Raw genomic sequence first — 21,200 nt, 5'->3', positions numbered from 1 at the left:
TTTGGTTTGTGGCTCTCTGTTGGGGCATAGCGTTGGGGTCGGCCTTGGCAAGGGAGATGCCGAATGCTATGTCCTGACATGGAACCATTCGGTACGGTTCAAACAGCGGCATTGATCATGATGGTGATGTGTGTGGTGCTGGTGGGGCGATCGCCTTATTCCGTTATGATGCGATCGGCTGAAGATCTAATCTCACGATTTGAGACGATCTTCTAACCCACCATCGGGTGAGATGTTGGCCTCGACAGGAGCAGGCGATCGTCTTATGATGGGGGTACGCTAAATTTGGCAGATCGAAGCGGGGGTCAAAACCCTGGGGGTTTCGCCAAAATCGCCAGAACCTTGAAAAATCAATATGTTTGGATTTTCATTTCGTCAAAGGAATTGAAAATCAGCGACGCTGAAGGGCTGGAATGGGCGCTTTTTTGGAGGTCTGCCAAAATCCTTCCCAGAAGCGTTACCAGGAGGGCATCTCAGGCTGCGCTCTTGCAGCCCAATGAATCCCGGCAACGGGACTGAAACCATCGTCTGGCTCTTGTACACTACCAGGGTGGCGTTCTTGCAGCCCAATGAATCCCGGCAACGGGACTGAAACTTGTCGGATTCTTAGGGCTAGCCATCTCCGCTCCACTTGCAGCCCAATGAATCCCGGCAACGGGACTGAAACTTATCAAAGCGGTGTTCATGCGGAACTCTAAACAGCTTGCAGCCCAATGAATCCCGGCAACGGGACTGAAGCTTTCAGGGAAGAATTGCAACAGCAATTGCTGCTTAATCTTGCAGCCCAATGAATCCCGGCAACGGGACTGAAACATTGAAGCCATAGAAAGTAATGAATCCAGGCTGGAGGCTTGCAGCCCAATGAATCCCGGCAACGGGACTGAAACGATCTTAGTGCGTGCCGTTGCTCGAACAACGACTCCGCTTGCAGCCCAATGAATCCCGGCAACGGGACTGAAACCCTTGTAATTCGCTGTTCTGGACTCATTGCGTTCCAGGGCTTGCAGCCCAATGAATCCCGGCAACGGTACTGAAACAGATGGCTTGCCAGAGCGAAGCACCAACATCGCAATGAGATAGCTGCGATCGCCCCAAATAAACTAAACTACTATATAGTTATTTAATCGTTATTGTATTTCACCAAAACGATGTCGAAACCTGCCAAACCGTTCGTCCCTGTGGCTGTTCTCGAAGCCGTTGCGGATTACTTCAAAATTCTTTCAGAGACGAGCCGATTGCAGATTTTGCAATCTTTGCGCTCAGGTTCAATGAACGTGATGGAACTGTGTGAAGCAACCGGATTAGGGCAGGCCAATCTTTCCAAACATCTAAAGGTGATGACGCAAGCCGGAATTCTCACCCGGCAAGCCAGAGGAACCAGCGCCTATTACAACATTGCCGATCCCTTGGTATTCGAGTTTTGTGAACTGGCCTGTGGGCAAATTGGCGATCGCCTCCAGCAACAGGCCAAAACATTTCTGCAAGCCGCCCCCTTCCCACCCAACGACCGTACCGCCAATAAAACCACCCAATCCCAAAAAACAACATCCCAAAAAACACCGTCCCAAAAAACGAGAGAAAAAGCGCCAGCTCCAACTTCCCACATCAGAAATTAGTTGAGTTTCGGTATTTGAGATAGTATTATCGTTAAATTGCTATTTAGTTATTAACTCAAATACCTGTATGCTGCGATCGCTTCCTCCTCTCCGCATAGGTCAGCACACCGCTCATTATCCAATTGTTCAAGGGGCAATGGCCGTTCGCGTCTCCGGTGCCAGTTTAGCGGGAGCCGTTGCCAACGCGGGGGGTGTGGGTGTCATCTCATCGCTAGGACTGGGGCTGAACTCTCCCTATTTCGGCACTCGCCTCAGACAAGGCACCTTTTTCATTGCCAACCAACTGGCCTTAGTTGACGAACTACAAAAAGCGCGTGCCCTCAGCCCTGATGGCATGATTGGGGTGAACATCCTGGTTGCCACCAAAGACTACTCCGTTGTCGCACGGACAGCCGCCGCAAATGGCGCTAATTTAATCATCACCGCAGCCGGGTTGCCCCTACACCTCCCCGCTTACACCGCCAGCTATCCAGAAGTAGCTCTGGTGCCAATGGTGTGCGGGTTAGAAGCCGTGCAAACCATTTGTCAAACCTGGCAGCAACAGTACGATCGCTTACCCGATGCGTTCATTGTCGAAAACTCTAAAGCCGCTGGAGGGCACATTGGCACCACCTGTGAAGAGTTCAACAGCCAGATTGAAAACGTGCTTCCCCACATTCAGAATTATCTTCAAAATCAGCTACAGGTTACTATTCCGCTAATTGCTGCCGGAGGAATCTGGGAGCGAGCCGATGTCGATCGCATGTTGGCGCTAGGAGCCAGCGGAGTACAAGTTGGCACCCGGTTCATTACAACCGAAGAATGTGATGCCGATCGCCGCTACAAAGAGTTTCATCTCAACGCCAGTTCAGGCGACGTGGTAGTGGTACCCAGTCCAGTTGGTAAACCCGCCCGGGCGTTACGCAATGCCTTTGCAGAAAAAGCGATCGCCGCCTCCCCCGATTTAGAGCGTCGCTGTATTGCCAACTGTCTGGAAAACTGTCTGTGCCGCGACCATCGTCAATCGTATTGCATCCTTCAGGCACTCGCAAAGGCAGCCTGTGGCGATGTCGAGAATGGGCTGGTTTTCTCTGGAGCCAATGTCGGACGAGCAGAGCAAATTTTGTCCGTCGCTGAGGTGATGGCCGAGTTAACGGGAGTACGAGACGCTGTCATTGCTTAATAGCACTTCTCTAAGGATGCAGGTAATTACTCAACTACCCGGAGTTCGAGTGGGATGGTAAGCTAGAGGAATGAAGGAACTCCCCGATCTCAAGCAATTGAGCAACGAAGAGAAGGACACCCTGATTGTGGGGTTATGGGAGGAGTTGGTTAAATTGCGGGAACTGGTTCAAGGACTGCAACCTAGGCAGAAGAAACCGAAGAAAACATCAAAAAATTCTAGCCTTCTTCCATCCAAAGGCTTCAAGGCAAACGTTGAGACCTCCAGCAACCCAGCCAACCCGAGGTCAAGCGAGTTGCACCAGGCGTTGCTGAGTTTTTGGACTGACCCGGACTCCGGTTAAAAGGGCCACATCTTCTGTGGCATGAGCATAGGACACATTCGCACTGATTCTCAGACAACACATCTCCAGATAGGGACTCAACTGGCTCCCTTTGCCGACCCCCAATTGATTGGCTTGTTCGCTGGTCAACTGCAATGGTCCTAAAATGCTCTTTAGCTGTCGCGGGTACCCTTCGGTTATGCCCGTAACTGTTTCGATAAAAAATGTCCATCTCAGGTGTCACATGCTTCTGAACCTGCTCACGCACCGTTGCTTCAACTTTTCCCAGGTTGGTCATGGGCATTTGACTAGCATCAGCATCCTTGTACAGCAATTTGGCAAGTTCGCGGACATGATACGCAACGGCTTGTTCTTCTTCAGGTGTCATGATCCATCATCCAGTGATTGAGTATTCCTCCATTCTGATTTTTCTACTCAGAAGGTGACACGCTCTCATCACCACATATCTGTAGCCTACATTATGGCAACTTTGATGTTAATGGAGATTAACCCAGCTTCGATTCAGAATTGTACGCTTCGATGTATTGAGGAGACGGCCATTGCTTTTGATTAACGGGAAGCCTGGATTCATCTATCACTCCGACATTTTTTTGAAAACTTGATAAGTCAAAGTTTTCTTTAATGGCTATATCCTTAATACTATTAGGAATTGACAGCAAGTAGTTGCTCGACGAACTGTCAAAATCCAATTTAAGCAACCCGTTGTCAAACCCCCAGTGGCATTGCTTGCACAAGCATATTCCATTCCTCACCGAGTTTAGATCATACGTAGACCACGGTAAAATATGGGCTGCATCGACGCCAGGAGAGTCAAAACCTTTTAATCTTGGCAAACGTTCCCCTGAAAAAAGACACCGATGACCATAAGCGTCACGAACATCCTTGCTGAATCTCCGTGCGTCTGGGCCTCTGTCGGCTTGCCTACGCCACTTCCTTACTCGGTTACGCTGCGAATCTAGGGGGGAAATATCGCTATCTTCAGACTCATAACCCGTTATCTCGTCCGTAATACCTGTGTAATCAGAACTTGAGTAATCTGGTAAGTTAAATTTATTGAGAATTTGCGGTAGTACATCAGTGTTAAGCAAAAATCTTTTTTGAATTTTTTCCGCAGTTTGTTTAATGCCCAAATGGTCGGAGGTGGTTACTGCGGCCTCATGTGCTTGGATTAAATTACTCAATTCGGACGACTGTTGACTTGATATTGTCCATAGCATGTTGATAATTGCCATTCGCTCGGCAAAATCGACTTTAAGAACCCCTCCCTGGCTTTTTGCCCAGACACTGGTCGGGGCAAAAACAACTTTTGTTGCATCAGTTTCAACCAAGTCAACATCAATCCCATAAAGAATGTAATTCTTGTGGGAAAGACTTGTTAAGGCAAACTTAGGTGTCTTAATTAGCTCTCTCCGTGGCTCTGGTAGAAGCAAGATTGAGTAAATCACTGCATATGGATGCTTGCCATCTAACCCTGGACGAATTCTCGGCTTCCCAGACAGCCTGTGGGCTTTTGCTTTTCCGTCAATTTCCAAGCCTGGAGTTATTTGAAAATAAAAATCTTTTTCAAGTAGCTCGGAAGCGTTTACTCCATTATCGGAACCAGCAAGTTCGTAATCTCCTCGGCCACCGCTGGGTCTTAAAGCAATTCTCATATTAGGCTGAACTTTGTAAACGACTTAAGGCGGTAGCAAGGGGCGCAAAAAGCTCTCTACCTTGGCTGTTCACCCGTCTTAGTATTCCCTCAGCGGCATTCGAAGTTAGAAAATATCGATCGTCTGGCCGAAACTTATCAAGAACATCAATCAAGCGTGAAGAAACTGGTTTAAGAGGATATTGTGTGGTGGCACCCATTAGGCAAACGCCTTTTTCCACAACCCCCCCATTGCCCCATTTGATTTTGGGAGCGTCGTCGTGACCAGAAATTGAAGGAAGGCTTACTTTTTGAGCTCTCTTTCCTGAGAGTTCAGGAGTGTGGCTACCAAACCTGTCTATGCCATCAAACAGACTAAATTCAAACAGATCCGGACTTGATTGTCGCAATTCCTTTACTATCCGCTCGCCAATCCATTGAACAACAGGAACGGACACTGCGTTTCCTGTTGCCTTGTATCTACGACTGTCAAGGTCTACCCCTTCTAGCGGGTAATCTTCGTTTGGCAACGTCCAGTTGGTGGGAAAACCTTGAATTCTTTCGCATTCCCTTGGTGTCAACCTCCTGACTTCAGACTCGTAGGAGACATAAGAACGACTCCAGTCCGTCCCTGTGTGTCTACCAGAAGTTGCAGCCAAACAAAATGCAATTTCTGGAACCCTAGCACCAGTGACATCACATCGCGATTCCCTTAAAAAACCAAGTCGAGGTTTTTCGGGTAGATAGCTTTGACCTCCTTCGAAAAGGACGTGATAAGCGGATGAGGTGGAGTTAGCCCAAGCGCATATAAAAACTCGTGGACGTGATTGAGGTGCTCCAAAATAACGCGTGTTGAGTGTTCTCCAAGCAACTCCATAGCCCAGTTTTTCTAAGGTATGAAGCAGAATGGCAAAATCCTGTCCATTATGCGAATTGAGAAGGCCCGTGACATTTTCCATCACTACAACTTTTGGGAGCCTTTCTCTAATTAGATTTGCGAAGGGATAAAAAAGCCCAGAGTTTTGGCCCTTTAAGCCCTCTCTGCCCAACCAGCCTCTTGCCACAGAAACATCTTGACAGGGAAATCCGCCACTCCAGATCTGAGTCTCTGGTATGGATGAAGAGTCAACGTCTCGGATATCGTTAAACCTTTTAAGATTAGGCCAGTGCCAATCTAAGACGCTTCCACAAAACTCATCGATCTCACATTGGAAAGCAGATTCAATACCAGCCCTTTCAAAGCCGAGATCAAATCCCCCTATGCCAGTAAAGAAGGAAGCACTTGAAATCTTTTCAGATTTAATTGTCTTCTTAGCGATCATTTCTTCTAAAAAGCACTCTTGTTAAGACTTGGAAAAATCTCAATAGGCAGTAGGTGTTTGTCAACTTTATTCAAGGAGTGTAGCATTTAGTGCTACAAACTCCTTTTCTTGACGCTTTAACACTATACATGGAGCAGCACAGGGGCAGATCTATTATCTAAAAGCATCTTAGGATGACTAGAAATGCTTTCTTGATTGAACAAGCAGGCTGAGACTGCAAATAGTTCAATTGTATTATGCCAGAGGTCTAGCCAAATGCCTTTATAAATATAAACAAATTTGGTGGCACGTTGTAGAAACTGTAAATGACGTAAAACATCTGCCCTGCAATTGTTGTGGCGATTTAGCTATAGATAACGATCAGGAATGGACGACAGGTTGTAGAGCGACGCTGATGCCAGCCAAAATCTCGCCTGGAAAGGCGATCGCCATGCTGCCTGCCCTGATAACTTTTTGACAACGTTCCCTCATTAGCCTGGTTAGGAACGACGCATTTTACCTTTCACCTATTGACAAGTATATAACTATAGAGTTATTAAATTAATAAAGCAGGATTTTCCTGTCGATCAATACCTCACACCATCATTTGTACTCAATTAGCACTCATTAAATTATGACAACACTTCTACAACGGCGCAGCAGCGCTGGTTTATGGGATCGGTTTTGTGATTGGATCACCAGTACCGAGAATCGGCTGTATGTAGGTTGGTTTGGCGTTCTGTTAATTCCCACCGCTTTAACTGCCGCGATCGTCTTTATTCTGGCTATGGTTGCCGCTCCTCCAGTGGATGTAGACGGCATCCGAGAACCAGTTTCAGGCTCACTGCTCTATGGCAACAACATCATCTCTGCCACTGTTGTCCCCACTTCAGCCGCCATTGGGTTGCACCTTTATCCCATTTGGGAAGCGGCTTCTATGGATGAATGGTTGTATAACGGTGGCCCCTATCAACTGATAGTGCTGCATTTCCTGATTGCTGTATATGCCTACATGGGACGGCAATGGGAATTGAGCTATCGCCTGGGGATGCGTCCCTGGATTCCGGTTGCGTTTTCCGCCCCGGCGGCGGCGGCAACGGCTGTGCTGTTAATTTATCCGATTGGTCAAGGTAGCTTTTCAGATGGGATGATGTTGGGCATTTCTGGTACGTTCAACTTCATGATTGTGTTTTCGCCCGAACACAACATCTTGATGCATCCCTTTCACATGTTAGGCGTTGCTGGTGTGTTTGGTGGGGCACTGTTCTCCGCGATGCACGGTTCATTGGTGACATCCTCTCTGGTACGTGAAACGAGCGAAACGGAATCACAAAACCAGGGATATAGATTTGGGCAGGAAGAAGAAACCTACAACATTGTGGCGGCTCACGGTTACTTTGGACGATTGATCTTCCAGTATGCCTCTTTCAACAATAGCCGTGCGCTGCACTTCTTCCTCGGTGCTTGGCCTGTTGTGGGCATTTGGTTTGCCGCGTTAGGGATCAGCACAATGTCATTTAACTTGAATGGATTGAATTTCAACAGTTCCATTCTCGATCATCAAGGACGCACCGTTCCCACATGGGCCGATGTCCTGAACCGAGCCAACCTGGGAATTGAGGTAATGCATGAGCGCAATGCCCACAACTTCCCGCTTGACCTGGCCTTTGCTGAGGCGCAACCGATCGCCCTCATAGCTCCCGCCATTTCCAGCTAAGGTTTGCTATCTCTGCTTCGTGTCTCGTGTAGCGCCCGCTCAAGGGCGCTTTCTTTGTAGTGCGTTGCTGAATAGAAAAAGGCTGACATGATATTGCGTCAATATTGCTGTAACCACCACTCCAACAGCACCGCACGGCATTGTAAGCAACTCATTTCCTGCAACAATTGCTGCACTCCATCTGCGCTGGCAGGATAGGTGCTTGCAACCCCTTCAGGTAACAAGGGTGTGTTTTGAATCTGAGCGACAAACCCATAAAGGTTTTGATTGGAAAAGGAACTGTTGATAGCCCACCCGTAGGTATTTAAGGGCAGCAGTGCGGTGATGCTTGTTGCCCCTATTTCTAGCTCTCGTTGTAATGTAGCGATCGCCGCTTCAGTAGGGCTTTGTCCTGTTGCAACCCGCCCACCTGGAAAATCCAGTGTAACCTGTCCAAGGCCGGGGCGATAGCTGGGAGACGGCAGCAGAATCTGCTGGTCTTGAATTGGCAGAACTACCATGGAGTCTGCTTTTTCAATGCGCCAATAGTCTAGTTCTTGCCCTTGAGGCGGTTGTAGATGTTCGCCGATCAGGGTCATCCAACGAGAGCGCAGTTCCAGGAAGCGATCTCGAACGAGCCAATGGTGTTCAGATGGAGCTTGCATGATGATCAACACCGCACGAACGAGAAGGGTGCCACAATCTCTTCTCAACTTTAATATTCAACATAAGCAATGGGCAGGGCGATCGCCAACGGCATCAAAAACGCAAGTGACGTTTGCCAACTTACTGTCTATAACGTTATTCGGACAAGTTCAACTGCCCCCGATATCCCGTAACAATACGGCTACCATCTTTGAGCACGTGAATTTCGATTTGGTCACTTGCCCATGTGAGGCGATCGCGCAAGGCCGGGTTCAAGACATGTACTCGCTGATTGCTAGAAGATACCAGCGAGTCAGGACGATGAATCGCCAGCGATTCGACATAAGGCCCATCAATTAAAAGGTCGAGTTGGTCTAATAAATCTTCAGCACCCGCCGGGGCGTAAGGCGATCGCAGTTGCTCTAGCGTGAACCCTGTAAACGACATTACGTTTAATCCAGCCGCTTTTATCTGAATAGCCAGGTCTGCCAGAGCTGGTGCTTGCCAGAAAGGTTCTCCTCCCGAAAAGGTAACGCCTTCATGACGAGGGTTACTCAAAATTTTCTGAGCTAATGTATCGATTGATATGAGTTGATTCATCTCAAACGACCAGGATGCAGGATTAAAGCACTCCGAACATTCCCGTGAACATCCCTGCACCCAAACCACAGCACGGCAGCCAGGCCCATTGACCTCTGACTCATCAACATAGCCCATGATATTGAGATAGCCAGCCGGAATTTCAATCAGTTCTAGATAAGGATTGTGTTTTGTGTGTGTCATGCTGTACGTCCTTTAGCTCGTTGTAAAGCAGGTGGGGATAATGAACTGGAATACTGGTGGTTGCTTGAATGCGATCGGCGAAGGTCTTCAACACATCAACACTGACTGGTTTGAGGCAGCGTGCCAGATAGGGTAATGCAGAAGGATGATGATTGCCCCGTGCCTCTAGTTGATGATTCAGCGGTTTTGGGCGTGTGGGTGTGTTGAGTTGAATTTCATCGGGTTGCAAGGCGTACATCAGGGCAATATAAATGGCTTGGTCTCGATCGCTCCAGGGAGACAGCATCATGGTCTGAATCGCCAATTTGCCTTGATAGCATTGACGAAATTGCTGTAAACCTGACCAAAATTGCGTCAGATTGCAGTTGGTAAGGGAGCGGTTGAGCCGTCGAAATTGATTATCCACGACGGCATCTACTTTAACGGCTACCTGATCGGCGATCGCTAATTCAGATCGCACCGTTGCATCAGTCAACAAACTACCATTGGTCAATACGCCTATCGGTTTGTTGGCCACCGTTTTCAGCATTGTGAGAATGGTGCCTAAATTTAATGCTAATGTTGGCTCACCACTGCCGCTGACGGTGATAACATCCACATCCCATGGTGCAAAGGGTTGTAAGTTTTGTTGGATGTGTTGAGTGGAAACAAAAATCTGGCGATCGCTGCATTGACACTCAATTTTACCCAGTTGACAGTACACACAATTAAACGAGCAGGTAGATACCAGGCCAATCGGGTCAATACCGAGCGATCGCCCGAAGCGCCATGATTGTACAGGCCCATACACTGAAGAAAAGGGTTGAGGTTGGATCGATCGCATCACTCAGATCTCCTTAATGATCTCCTTGATTCAGATCTCCTTGATTCAGGTTGTCCAGGTAACGTTAAGGATTAGACAGGGCTGAATGGATGTGTGAGTCCTTGCGCTGTTGAGGATGAAACCCTTTCTCTTCAACCGATACACTATCGCTGTCGTCGCCATTCTGGAAACCCGTTTTCATCTCGCAGCGTTAAAACCCGATCGCCCTGACGAATTTGTCTGGCGATGATAGTAGAGGCGTTTGTCATGGTGATTCGGGAACCTATTACCTCAACTTGATCTCCCGATTCAATTTGTATTCCCTGCTGATCAAGATACCAGGCTGGCCCTAAATGAACCGAAACCTCACCACTCTGAGCGGCTACTCTTAAATGCACACCATCCGACCTGCCACCCCTACGGGACACGGTATCTACAGCAATCACCTCTCCTGTAATGGTTTCGACTGTACTGAGGTCATGCATCCGGGATGCTGGTGCGCCCATTCTTCCGCATCCACTGCTTTCATGCTCTATATGCGGTTGGGCAGTGGCAGAACCAGTAAACAGTAGACCCAGCACCGAAATGGTTGTTACTAAAGCCGTAATTCTTTTCATAACCACCCTCCCTAACAAGATATAGCCCGAGTCATTGATTGTCCTGACCATGCCTAACCAGGCTCACATAACCTCTATGGGCTTTGAATATGGAGCTACTTAAAAACTAACTGGTAAAGTTGAGGAACTTGTGAGGATGTCATGGCACCCAGCCTTTCTGAGATGCTTCTGTGTGCGATGGTTGAACGCTGTTCTGTCTTCACCTTTTCCTCAACTGAAACCAAAGGCATATCATTGAGCGATCGCCCTTCTCAGTTTTCTCAGCTAACCCTTAATCCTTACTCATCTACGACTCAAACGAGATTCAGGCTTGAGGCGCACTCTAGTAATTAAGCAAGACCACCTTGCACCAACTAGCAACCCAGAGGAAGCAAAATTATGAAACGTCTAATTCTGACTGGTCTATCTGTTGTTGCGTTGTCTGCGATCGCTAGCGCTCCTGCCTCAGCCTTAACTGAACGCTTCAACGATTCATACCGCAATACGCTCAACAAAGGTTTAGCCACGGATGTAAGCTTGAGCGACCGTCATCAAGACTCGTTCAATGAAGGGCTGTATCGGTTGACCGATCGCTTCAATGATTCCTATCGTGACAACCTGAACAAAAGCATGATAGCGGATGAGAAAATTGCGACTGATGTAGGGCTGACCGATCGCCACCAGGATGAGTTCAATCGGGGTCTAAATCGGTTAACAGAGCGGTTCGACAGCGAACGTGACAGCACCCTCAACCGCTAATCATTTCAGAACATCCTCCAGATCCCTCAGTTCTGGGGGACTTTTAATTTAGTTCTGGTTCCAATCAAGATGACAAAACTGTAATTTAGAGGATAAGCAGAATGTCATTTGAGCCAAATTGAATTAGAAGAGTAGACATTCTGGAGACAGAGAACGTGATAAACCACGATCGCCTCTTAGGTCGAATGGTGAGTCGAAGAGCAGCACTGGCTTTATTTAGGGCAACCGGAGCGGCTATGCTGGTTGGCTGTATGCCCAGACACTCTAACTCTGTGCAGTTGAAACCGAGTGCATCGGCTTCAACTGCATCCACCGTCGATTCGGCACCGTTACCGGGTTGTGTTGTTCGTCCAGCGCAAACCGAAGGCCCCTATTTTGTAGATGAAACGCTCGATCGCTCCGATGTTCGCTCCGACACCTCGACCGGAGTAACGAAAGAGGGCGTGCCGCTTCAGTTAACGTTTCGCGTCTCTCAAATGGGTGGCACTGGCTGTACACCCCTGGCAGGGGCGATCGTTGATATTTGGCACTGTGACGCAGTGGGGATGTATTCAAACGTGACCGACCGACCGTTCAATACCGTTGGCCAAACCTTCCTGCGTGGATATCAGGTGACCGATCGGAATGGACTCGTTCAGTTCACCTCTATTTATCCCGGTTGGTATCCAGGTAGAACGGTTCACATCCATTTCAAAATTCGCACCAGTGCCGCGTCTGGCTCCAGTCATGAGTTTACCTCGCAGCTATACTTTGATGATTCAATTACCGATCAAGTGCATACTCAGGCACCCTACGCCAGCAAAGGACAGCGCACTGTAAGGAACGATCGCGACGGAATTTTTAGAGAAGGTGGAAACCAGTTGTTGCTCACCCTCCGCGAAGCGAACCGGGGGTACGCCGCCACGTTTGATGTTGGGCTGCAAATGGGGTAAGGATGGCTTGAACCGTGGTACAACGCTCGGCGTGGCGGCCTGGGATAAATCGTTGTTAGTTCTGTGTTGACTCTGTATTAGCTAAATCCATCATAGGATTGGGGCAGTTTGAAGTGGCACTTGATAGTGGCACTTGATAGTGGCACTTGATAGTGGCATTCGGATGTTTGAAGCCGCGCAAGGTCGTCAGCACGTATGCTGTGGATTACATTGGAAGACGCTGTTCAACCGATTTGTCATGGTGCTTGTTTGTCATGGTGCTTGAATGAACCGGATGGAGCGCGATCGCTCCCCAACTCTCATAGCCAGCACCGTTCACTCGATCGAGCATCACACCTTTGCATCGTTCTCTGACGACCTAACCACAGATCATGCCATCCTCAAATTCAAATGTTCGCAATGTTGCCTGGGTAGGTGCCGCCCTCGGATTCTATGCTTTCATTGCGATCGGCATTGCCGAAGGCGGATTGGGCGTTCTCATCCCGTCTATTCTGAATGCCTTTGACTTAAGCCCTGCAACCGTAACCCTGTTATTTTTGAGCCAGGTAGCGGGATACATAGTAGCCGCATTAGCGAGTAGCCTGCTGGTTAGCCGAATTGGGCTGGCCTGGATGCTGTTGCTAGCCTCTGGGATGTTGACCCTTTCCCTGCTGATCTACGCCCTCACGCCGCTGTGGTCAGTCATGGTGGTCACTGGAGTGTTGCTGGGATTGGGCATTGGTTTAATTGACGCAGGCATCAACACCTACTTTGCCAACGATGAACGTAATGCAAAATTGCTGGGGTTGCTGCACGCGTTCTATGGGGTGGGTGCCCTGTTGGGGCCGGCAGTCGCTACCACGCTGCTGTCAGTGGGGTTGAACTGGCGATCGGTTTATCTGGTGATTGCGTCCGTGGTGGGGCTAACGATCGCAGGTATGATGTGGGCGATCGTGTTTGACTACAAGCCTTTGACCGTGCGCGTTGAAACCTCTGACATGGATGCCGTTGCCAATCTGCGGCTGGCGCTCAACACTCCCATTGTGCTGATGTCGGGCTTACTGCTGCTGATTTATGTGGGCACAGAGGCATCGGTTGGCAACTGGGCGTACAGTGTGCAGGTGATTAGTCGCAACACACCAGAAATGGTGGCTGGATACAGCATCAGCGCTTACTGGCTGGGGTTAACCCTGGGACGGTTGGGCATGGGGGTGGCGATCGCTCGTTTGGGTGCAATTCGCACGTTGGATGGTTCAATGGGGCTATTGGCTCTGGGGTTGGCGGCGTGGGTGCTGTTACCAGACCAGTTGTGGAGTTTGCCGTTAATTGGGGTGGCGCTGGGCGCAATTTTTCCCACTACTATCTTGCTCACGCCAAGGCGAGTGCCCCCGGCTTTGGTGCCAGCCGCGATCGGGTTTCTTACCAGCACCGCCAGTTTGGGAGCTGCAACGGTGCCCACTGTGGTTGGTTGGTTGGCTAATCAGCTCAATTTAGGAATTATTCCAGTCGTGCTGCTGCCCCTGACCGGGGTGATGGTTATTCTGCATCGCTGGTTGGTACGTCATGCCCCACTCGATTCCAGAGCATGAAGGGGAGCGTTAGCGCAGCGATCGCCGCATCGCACCACTGACCCAATCGACCCCAAAGGTGAGAATAACAAACCAACCCAGCGTTACCACGACACGGCGGTAATCGAAGCTGCTTAACTGCTCAGTGAGTAAGCGACCCAAGCCCCCGGCTCCCACCAGGCCAACAATTACCGTTTCTCGCAAACACACTTCCCAGCGGTACAGAATATAGGCGATCGATCGCGTCAGAGTCATGGGCAAAACGCCGTAAAGAAAAACGAGTGCGGCAGGCGTACCTTGAGCCTTGAGCGCCACCAGCGGACGCGGATCGAGATTTTCGTTTGATTCAGCCATCAGGCGACCCAGGATGCCCATGTTGTGCAGGGCAAGGGCGATCGCTCCTGGCAAAATACCTGGAAACAAAACAAACAGCGCCACCAGTGCCCAAATGGGGGCAGGAACAGCACGGGCGATTAGCAATGCGGCTCGGGTTCCCAATACGCCTGTCCAGGCCAGAACTCGATCGCGCCAGCTCGGTTGGGCTGGGGTGAACAATCCTCCGGGCAAAAAGAACGTATGAGCCGCCGGAAACGACAGCAGAATACCGCCACAGCCCGCGATCGCGATCGCCAGAATAGACATGGCAACGGTTTGCACGGCCACCATCCCCAGTTGCCACTGCGATTGATCCAGGTTGGGGGGAAATGCCGTCTGTGCCACATCGCCCAACAGTTCCAGGGTTCGGGCTGACCAGAGCTTGCTGAAATCTGCCCCCACATACCAAAACGAAAACGGCAGCAGCAGCAAGCCCCCTAAGCCAACGGCAACTAACCATCGATCGCGCTCGGGTGGTTGGCGGGCGGGGTGTGCATCTGGCAAAGAACCACCAGACCCACGGCTTCGAGCCTGTTTCCGCAGATTCAAATCTAAACGGCTGGGAGAACCCAACCGTCGCCGTAACCAGGCGCTAAAAAAGTCGATCGCCCCATTCAGCAGAAACAGGGCATAAAACAGCGTCCAAAGCTGCTCGTACCGCAGCGATTGCAGACTCAACAAGATTTGATAGCCCAATCCACCCGCGCCAATGATGCCCAGCACTGCCGCCGATCGCACCGAACACTCGAAGCGGTAAAACGTATAAGACAGCAAATCTAGAAACGCTTGCGGCAACAGGGTATACAGAAAGGCCGTAAACGGAGCCACGCCGCTGTTGAGCAGGGCAATAAGCGGCTGGCGCGGCGTTTCATCCAAAATTTCTGAAAACACCTTTGCTACGATCGCCCCGTAGGGAACGGCGATCGCCACAATTGCCACCAGCGGATCTAACCCAAATAAATTAACGAAAAATAGCCCCCAAATTAGCTCATGGATGGCACGGGGCACCGCCAGCGTGGCTCGAATTCCCAACCAGATGGGACGCGTGGCGTGGCGTGGCAAGACCGACACCCACCACACCTCCGAGGCCAAAATGCCGCCCACGCAGCCAAAGACGATGCTAAAGAAAGTGCCGCACACCGCATAGGCAAAGGTAACGATCGCAGCATCCAGCGTTAACTGTAAAAAGTCGAGGCTTAGATCAGGCTGAACACTCGCTTGCACAAACCGCAGCAGTTGCGGAATGCCGCCCACATTGAACCGATTGGGTTCAAATACCCTGGCCTGCCAGAGCGAAAAGGCGATCGCGGCCAGCACAATCAGCCCCCACCGCGATCGGGGAGTTAGCCAGGAAGGGCGATCAACAGCAGGGCGGGTCATCCTGGCTCTCGCAAGCGATACAAATCTCTGATCCTCTCGGCAGACAGCGCGAAGGACGGTATATCAAACAGAATCGTTCCGTCCCGCAAACCAATGATGCGATCGCAATACTGCTGCGCCAGCTCAATGGAATGCAGACTAATCACCAGCGTTTTGCCCATCTCCTGCACCAACTCTCGCAACAGAGCCATGACCTCGCGGCTCAGTTCAGGGTCAAGGCTAGAGACAGGCTCATCCGCCAGAATAGCTACCGGATCTTGACGCAAGACACGGGCGATCGCCACGCGCTGCTGTTGCCCTCCCGAAAGCTGGTCGGTACGGGCATACAGCTTTTCGGGAATGCCAACCCGGTGCAAGGCTTTGGCCGCTGCTTCAACCTCTAGCGGATAAAGCAATGAGACGGCAGCTTTGAAAAACGACCATTGCCCTAACCGTCCAGCATTGACGTTGTGAATCACCGGCAACGTATCGACCAGATGAAACTGCTGATAAATGGTGCCAATCTGCCGTTGCACCTGCCGCCGCTGCCGCGACGAACCCTGGCTTAAGGAATGTCCTAACGCCCACACCTCTCCCTGGCTCGGTAACAGCGTGCCATTCAGCAACTGGATCAGGGTGCTTTTTCCAGTACCGCTTGACCCAACCAGGGCAACTCGCTCTCCCGGAAAAATTTGGAGCGTAATGTTTCTCAGTGCCAGACTGCGATCGAACTGCTGAGTTACCTGTCGGAGTTCAAACAGCGGTGCGGGTAACGTCATTGAATTTTGCCGATCGCCCGTCCTATGTCTTCAATTTGGGAGTAATTGGAATTCTCAGTTTCAATGAACTGGTTCGCGCCAAACAAATCCAGAATTTCTTTTTCCTCTGGCACACTGGGGTCTAGCGCCATTAACGCCGCCTGCACGCGCCCCACAAACTCTTCCCCATAGCGCTCTTTCACATCCGGATTCACAACCCAGTGATAGTCATAATAAGCAGGCGTGCGCCAAATCACCTGCACCTGATCCAGGTCAACGGCACCTTCCTGCACCCGACTGTTCCAGACCTGCTCATTTAAAGCGCCCACTTCATACGTTCCTGCTTCCACCAGTTGAATCGTGGCATCGTGCGATTGAGAAAACCCAACCTCCCCCTTAAAGTCGTCCAGGTTAACATCTGCTTGCTCCAGGAAGTATTGCGGCATTAACCGACCTGATGTAGACGATTCACTGCCAAACGTGAGGCTACGTCCCTTGAGCGTTGCCAGTTGAGCGATATCATCAATGGGGGTAAGACCGCTATTTGTGTTGGCAATAAACACGCTGTGAAAATCGGCATCAATGTCGCGTTGGGCGATCGCCTCTGCGCCTGGAACCTGCAAGCGAGCCTGCACTCCAGTTAAACCGCCAAACCACACCATGTCTAAATCACCCACTCGGAAGGCGGTTACCGCAGCGGCATAATCGGTGACTGGCTTATATTCAACGGGCACCCCCAACTCCGTTTCCAAATAGTCGGCAAGCTTACTGTAGAGCCGTTGTAGCTTTTCTGGATCTTGGTCTGGAATGGCGCTGGTGACCAACGGTTGTGTGGCTGCATCCTCGTTTGACGACGATGAGGAATCAGGCGTACAGGCCGCCAGCGGCAGCAATAGCGATAGTAGGGTAGACAGAACGACTCTTTTCATGATCCAACAATGCAACGGCTAGAAAAACCACAATCAACAGCAGAGCAACAAAACATCATTCAGTCTTTCTCTGACCTCTGCCTAATTGATTAGTCTACAGTTTGCGCCTGGTAGATGGGGGCACCCATCTGCCTCGAATTAGATTTGCCAATGGTGACGCGATCGCCGCTAACCTTGACACATCACCAATCAAGTTGTTTACCTTCAGATTTCGCGCCCAACCATTCATGAACACGCTATTTCAAGTTGATTGGCACCATCTCTTTGTTCCAGATACCTCTATCCTTGAACTTGTGCTGCGCGGTTCGCTCGTCTATGTAGCCCTTCTTGCTATCCTGCGCCTGATTCCCAGACGGCAAGTGGGCGGAGTCGGCGTTTCGGATGTACTGGTGATTCTATTGTTTGCTAATGCCGTTCAAAACGCGATGGTGGGCACCTATTCGTCGATCACCGATGGCTTAGTTCTGCTGGCCACGATCGTCTGTTGGAACTATTTGTTTAATTGGGCAGGCTACAAGTTTCCCCGGTTTCAACGCTTTATTACCCCACCACCGCTGCTGCTCGTTAAGGATGGTCAAATCATTCAAGACAATTTGGAGCGTGGGCTGATCAGCAAACGAGAGTTGATGAGCCAAATTCGCCAACAAGGTATCCCCAGCCTCAACGGCGTTAAGAAAGCCTACATCGAAGGAGATGGCCGCATCAGCATCTTTGTGGATGACCTGGAGGATGAAGAGACAGTGGCGATCGACACTGAACCAGCCATCCGTAACCCAGATTAATTCATGCCCCTAAGCCGACAATTACCTCAGTCAAAGCACTGTCGATTTTGGCGTAGAGTGGTTGAGTGACAACGTGAACTGGGAACAATGAACATCCGCATTGGCAACGGCTACGACATTCACCGTCTGGTGAGCGATCGCCCCCTCATTCTCGGCGGCATCCACATCGATCATGAACTGGGGTTGTTGGGGCACAGCGATGCTGATGTGTTGACCCATGCCATTATGGATGCCATGCTCGGCGCGTTGAGCTTGGGCGATATTGGTCACTATTTCCCCCCCAGCGACCCGCAATGGGCTGGAGCCGATAGCCTGCTGCTGCTGGAACAGGTCAATCAGTTAATTCAGGCGAAAGGCTGGTACATCAGCAATGTGGATACGGTGATCGTGGCCGAACGTCCCAAACTCAAGCCGCATATCCAGGCCATGCGCGATCGCCTTGCCGCCGTCCTCAAACTCGCCCCGGATCAAATTGGCATCAAAGCCACCACCAACGAAAAGCTAGGCCCAGTTGGTCGAGAAGAAGGCATTGCTGCCTATGCTGTCACCCTATTAATTAACCGAGGTTGAGCTGAATTGCTGCCCGCTTGTGCCTGATTGCCGCAACCGTCAACCCCCCACCCCGATTCCGATACTTTGGGTCAGAATAGAGTGGAACGAAACATTAAGCATTTTAAACGGGGAGTTATGACTGTCAATCTGGCTCAGGCTTCCACATTAGTAGCGGCACAAAATGCATCGGCATTACGACAGGTGTTTGGGGCAATTCACGCCGAAAGTTGTCCTCGCTTGTTCAACTTCCACATGCATACCGTTCACTCTGATGGCAAGCTACAACCTGAGCAGCTAATGGAGCAGGCCGTTAGCATCGGTCTACAAGGTCTTGCTATTACCGATCACCACAGCGTCAGCGGCTATCGTCGGGCGCAGCAGTGGTTAACGAACTGGCTGGCCTCGTCTGCACCGGGTGATGCTGATAAAGCGCCGTTCCTCTGGACCGGGATAGAGATTAACGCCAACCTCTTAGGAGGTGAAGTGCATATTCTGGCGTATGCATTTGACCCAGAACACGACGCTATTCAGCCCTACTTACAGGGAAGAACAACCACCGGGCAAGCCTACCAGGCCAGCCAAATTATTACAGCGATTCGTCAGGCAGGTGGCATAGCGGTTTTAGCGCACCCGGCTCGCTATAAGCGATCGCCTGCGGAACTGATCCCGGCGATCGTACAACTGGGCATTGACGGAGTCGAAGCCTATTACGCCTACAACAACCCTACCCCGTGGCAGCCAAGCCCTCGGCAAACAGAAGAGGTGTTGGAATTAAGTGAAGCTTACGGTTTGTTAAACACCTGCGGCACCGATACCCACGGCCTGAGCTTGTTGCAACGACTATAAACCCGACATCGCGGCACCAAAGCTTGCTGCCTGTGGGTCACTGTGGAAACAAATCATTAACAAACAATAGCCCCTGTCTACTCACGACAGAGGCTTTAATGGTTCCTGGATAAACATCATTCTGAGAAACAATCAGAACGGCGTTGTCATAGTTTGTTGTGGTAGCGGCACGGACGAGTCAGTCGGGCTGACGAATGCTGACGGATGCCAACTTATAATGAACCGCTCTGAATCATCATCAGACTAAATACGCCAACACAGGTCAGCATTAACAGTGCTGCTAAGGAAACCGATTGGCCTAAATGTCTTGAAGTTTTCATAAGTTTTTCCCTTTAATTAATGTGCTTTTCTCAGATTTCCGAGTATTTACTGAGAATAGCAGCAGTTCGTATGAGGGACGTAAAAGTGAAATAAACTTAAAAGACCGTAACGTAACTTAATGTTCGCAGTAGTAGCTGCTTCCATAGCAAGTCACACGGATGTTGGGCAGAGCGGTATGCAAATGACCGTGTCACACCATTATTTGGTCAGGCCATGTTCCAGGGCATAACGAACTAACTCTGTACGGCTGTTTGTTCCCGTCTTGCTAAACAAGCGGCTGACGTATTTCTCGACATTGCGAACGCTGGTCTCAAGCCGTCTCGCAATTTCTTTGTTCATTAATCCTTCGGCAACCAGTTCTAATACGCTTTGTTCCCTGGGCGTAAAGTCGAGCCGAATCGGAGCCGGGGATTGAGGAATTGAGCCTCGCTGCGTCAAAATGGCTCGAATCTCGGCAATTTGACGTGCCATATCTGCAATGTCAGGATTTTCAGTATCGCTGCTGCTGGCCTGAGTCGCTGAGCGGCGCTCCAGCAGGTTTTCGACGATCGCCACCAATTCGTCTGGATCAAACGGTTTCGAGAGATAGGCGTCGACTCCAGCTTGATACCCCTGGATGCGATCGGTCGTCATGCCGCGAGCCGTCAAAAACACGACTGGCATTACCTGAAACCGGGGATCTTCACGCAGTTGCTTTAAAAACTGATATCCATCGACCTGGGGCATCATGATATCGGAAATGACCAGGTCTGGCGTGTGCTGCTGTAGCAAGTCCCAGCCCTCCTTAGCGTTGCTGGCAACCTCAACCTCGAAGCCACTGTCTTCTAAGTAGGCTTGCACCGCCTGCCGCAGTCCTGGTTCATCGTCTACTAGCAACAAGCGTCCTGCCATCCCTTTTCATCTCCTCGTTTCTTTAACCATTTCAATCTAGCAACTTGAGGGTACGCCATCGACAGCGTTTGCTGATCTGCCTTAAGGCAATACTTGTCGATCTGAGCCTTCTAAAGAAAGTCTAAAATCTCATCTTGCTGGTGAGAGGGATGCGATCGCTACAATTCTTCTGTGCCAGGGATTGTACGCTGTTCAAGCGGGCGATCGCCTTCTCTTCTATAAAAATAGATTTACAAAAGTTTGCAAAACACCTTGCGAAAATCAACAAATGTAAATATGATGTAGGAGAGCTAGGAAATCATACCTAGTCAATACATAACTCAATCGACCGTTCGTTCATTCGTAAAGCACTCATAAGATCATGACAACAACGATTCAACAGCGCGAAAGCGCCAACCTGTGGGATCGGTTTTGCGAGTGGGTCACCAGCACCGATAACCGCCTGTATGTAGGCTGGTTCGGCGTTCTGATGATCCCCACCCTGCTCACCGCCACCACCTGCTTCATCATCGCCTTCATCGCCGCTCCTCCAGTGGACATTGACGGCATCCGTGAACCAGTCGCTGGTTCCTTGA

General features: G+C 50.2%; 21 protein-coding genes, 2 pseudogenes and 1 CRISPR repeat array. Of the genes and pseudogenes, 11 read left to right on the top strand and 12 right to left on the bottom strand.

What is annotated here, in order from left to right:
• Positions 1–63 precede the first annotated feature (63 nt).
• The 3 genes and pseudogenes from IQ268_RS23210 (at position 64) to IQ268_RS23200 (ending at position 2,778) form a co-directional block, all read left to right on the top strand.
• Entirely contained in the window at positions 64–216 is a 153-nt protein-coding gene (locus IQ268_RS23210) for a hypothetical protein (RefSeq protein ID WP_193884187.1), read from the top strand.
• Positions 217–485: 269 nt separating this feature from the next.
• Positions 486–1,037: a CRISPR direct-repeat array (repeat unit 37 nt; unit sequence CTTGCAGCCCAATGAATCCCGGCAACGGGACTGAAAC).
• Positions 1,038–1,148: 111 nt separating this feature from the next.
• Positions 1,149–1,475: pseudogene (locus IQ268_RS23205) on the top strand (ArsR/SmtB family transcription factor); the annotation flags it as partial.
• Positions 1,476–1,683: 208 nt separating this feature from the next.
• Entirely contained in the window at positions 1,684–2,778 is a 1,095-nt protein-coding gene (locus IQ268_RS23200; protein WP_193884182.1) for a nitronate monooxygenase family protein, read from the top strand.
• A 286-nt stretch (positions 2,779–3,064) separates the two neighbouring features.
• Here IQ268_RS23200 and IQ268_RS23195 read toward each other — a convergent pair whose 3' ends face one another.
• The 3 genes from IQ268_RS23195 to IQ268_RS23185 form a co-directional block, all read right to left on the bottom strand.
• Positions 3,065–3,250 (bottom strand): hypothetical protein, encoded by a 186-nt coding sequence (locus IQ268_RS23195; RefSeq protein WP_193884180.1) that lies wholly within the window; start codon positions 3,248–3,250, stop codon positions 3,065–3,067.
• 356 nt (positions 3,251–3,606) lie between these two features.
• Complete coding sequence (locus IQ268_RS23190; RefSeq protein ID WP_193884178.1) at positions 3,607–4,773, bottom strand: HNH endonuclease; 1,167 nt, start codon at positions 4,771–4,773, stop codon at positions 3,607–3,609.
• A 1-nt stretch (position 4,774) separates the two neighbouring features.
• Positions 4,775–6,073, bottom strand: a complete 1,299-nt coding sequence (locus IQ268_RS23185; RefSeq protein WP_193884176.1) for a DNA cytosine methyltransferase — start codon at positions 6,071–6,073, stop codon at positions 4,775–4,777.
• A gap of 613 nt (positions 6,074–6,686) precedes the next feature.
• On the opposite strand from IQ268_RS23185, the gene psbA reads away from it, so the two are divergent.
• Entirely contained in the window at positions 6,687–7,769 is a 1,083-nt protein-coding gene (psbA, locus tag IQ268_RS23180) for a photosystem II q(b) protein (protein ID WP_193884174.1), read from the top strand.
• 98 nt (positions 7,770–7,867) lie between these two features.
• On the opposite strand, the gene IQ268_RS23175 is transcribed toward psbA, so the two are convergent.
• The 4 genes from IQ268_RS23175 to IQ268_RS23160 form a co-directional block, all read right to left on the bottom strand.
• A complete protein-coding gene (locus IQ268_RS23175; protein WP_193884172.1) occupies positions 7,868–8,413 on the bottom strand; it encodes an NUDIX hydrolase in 546 nt (181 codons plus the stop codon).
• Between the two features lie 136 nt (positions 8,414–8,549).
• Entirely contained in the window at positions 8,550–9,176 is a 627-nt protein-coding gene (locus IQ268_RS23170) for a 4Fe-4S single cluster domain-containing protein (RefSeq protein WP_193884170.1), read from the bottom strand.
• On the bottom strand, positions 9,136–9,999 hold the full coding sequence (locus tag IQ268_RS23165; RefSeq protein WP_193884168.1) for a radical SAM protein: 864 nt from the start codon (positions 9,997–9,999) through the stop codon (positions 9,136–9,138). Before IQ268_RS23165 ends, IQ268_RS23170 begins: the two co-directional genes overlap by 41 nt.
• A 143-nt stretch (positions 10,000–10,142) precedes the next feature.
• Positions 10,143–10,595, bottom strand: a complete 453-nt coding sequence (locus IQ268_RS23160; protein WP_193884166.1) for a DNA-binding protein — start codon at positions 10,593–10,595, stop codon at positions 10,143–10,145.
• A 378-nt stretch (positions 10,596–10,973) separates the two neighbouring features.
• Between IQ268_RS23160 and IQ268_RS23155 the strand changes: the two genes are divergently transcribed.
• Both IQ268_RS23155 and IQ268_RS23150 read left to right on the top strand, forming a co-directional pair.
• Positions 10,974–11,333 carry a hypothetical protein gene (locus IQ268_RS23155; RefSeq protein ID WP_193884165.1) on the top strand — a complete coding sequence of 120 codons (360 nt, stop codon included), beginning with the start codon at positions 10,974–10,976 and terminating at the stop codon, positions 11,331–11,333.
• 158 nt (positions 11,334–11,491) lie between these two features.
• Positions 11,492–12,265, top strand: a complete 774-nt coding sequence (locus IQ268_RS23150; protein WP_370584693.1) for an intradiol ring-cleavage dioxygenase — start codon at positions 11,492–11,494, stop codon at positions 12,263–12,265.
• Between the two features lie 205 nt (positions 12,266–12,470).
• On the opposite strand, the gene IQ268_RS33050 is transcribed toward IQ268_RS23150, so the two are convergent.
• Entirely contained in the window at positions 12,471–12,596 is a 126-nt protein-coding gene (locus IQ268_RS33050; protein WP_255527253.1) for a hypothetical protein, read from the bottom strand.
• A 40-nt stretch (positions 12,597–12,636) separates the two neighbouring features.
• Between IQ268_RS33050 and IQ268_RS23145 the strand changes: the two genes are divergently transcribed.
• Positions 12,637–13,833, top strand: a complete 1,197-nt coding sequence (locus IQ268_RS23145; RefSeq protein WP_193884164.1) for a sugar MFS transporter — start codon at positions 12,637–12,639, stop codon at positions 13,831–13,833.
• Between the two features lie 9 nt (positions 13,834–13,842).
• On the opposite strand, the gene IQ268_RS23140 is transcribed toward IQ268_RS23145, so the two are convergent.
• Genes IQ268_RS23140 through IQ268_RS23130 form a run of 3 tightly spaced genes read right to left on the bottom strand, consistent with a single transcriptional unit; the run spans position 13,843 to position 17,233 of the window.
• Positions 13,843–15,567: an ABC transporter permease gene (locus IQ268_RS23140; RefSeq protein WP_193884163.1), complete on the bottom strand. Its 1,725-nt coding sequence runs from the start codon at positions 15,565–15,567 to the stop codon at positions 13,843–13,845.
• Positions 15,564–16,325, bottom strand: coding sequence for a phosphonate ABC transporter ATP-binding protein (locus IQ268_RS23135; RefSeq protein WP_193884162.1), 762 nt, complete (start codon positions 16,323–16,325; stop codon positions 15,564–15,566). The genes IQ268_RS23140 and IQ268_RS23135 overlap by 4 nt, the downstream gene beginning before the upstream one ends.
• Entirely contained in the window at positions 16,322–17,233 is a 912-nt protein-coding gene (locus IQ268_RS23130; protein ID WP_193884161.1) for a putative selenate ABC transporter substrate-binding protein, read from the bottom strand. Before IQ268_RS23130 ends, IQ268_RS23135 begins: the two co-directional genes overlap by 4 nt.
• A gap of 101 nt (positions 17,234–17,334) precedes the next feature.
• Between IQ268_RS23130 and IQ268_RS23125 the strand changes: the two genes are divergently transcribed.
• The 3 genes from IQ268_RS23125 (at position 17,335) to IQ268_RS23115 (ending at position 19,413) form a co-directional block, all read left to right on the top strand.
• Entirely contained in the window at positions 17,335–18,015 is a 681-nt protein-coding gene (locus IQ268_RS23125) for a DUF421 domain-containing protein (RefSeq protein ID WP_228035651.1), read from the top strand.
• Between the two features lie 87 nt (positions 18,016–18,102).
• On the top strand, positions 18,103–18,585 hold the full coding sequence (ispF, locus tag IQ268_RS23120; RefSeq protein WP_193884160.1) for a 2-C-methyl-D-erythritol 2,4-cyclodiphosphate synthase: 483 nt from the start codon (positions 18,103–18,105) through the stop codon (positions 18,583–18,585).
• 117 nt (positions 18,586–18,702) lie between these two features.
• The gene (locus tag IQ268_RS23115) at positions 18,703–19,413 is read left to right on the top strand and encodes a PHP domain-containing protein (RefSeq protein WP_193884159.1); all 711 of its coding nucleotides are present in this window, start codon (positions 18,703–18,705) and stop codon (positions 19,411–19,413) included.
• Between the two features lie 519 nt (positions 19,414–19,932).
• Here the strand turns inward: IQ268_RS23115 and IQ268_RS23110 are convergent.
• Positions 19,933–20,625, bottom strand: coding sequence for a response regulator transcription factor (locus tag IQ268_RS23110; RefSeq protein WP_193884158.1), 693 nt, complete (start codon positions 20,623–20,625; stop codon positions 19,933–19,935).
• 361 nt (positions 20,626–20,986) lie between these two features.
• Between IQ268_RS23110 and IQ268_RS23105 the strand changes: the two are divergent.
• Positions 20,987–21,200, top strand: a pseudogene (locus IQ268_RS23105) (photosystem II q(b) protein); the annotation flags it as partial.

The organism is Oculatella sp. LEGE 06141, assembly GCF_015207605.1.
In the GTDB taxonomy this organism is placed as follows: domain Bacteria; phylum Cyanobacteriota; class Cyanobacteriia; order Elainellales; family Elainellaceae; genus Oculatella.
The sequence above is the reverse complement of the archived record's forward strand: the minus strand, read 5'-3'. Positions and strand labels throughout refer to the sequence as shown.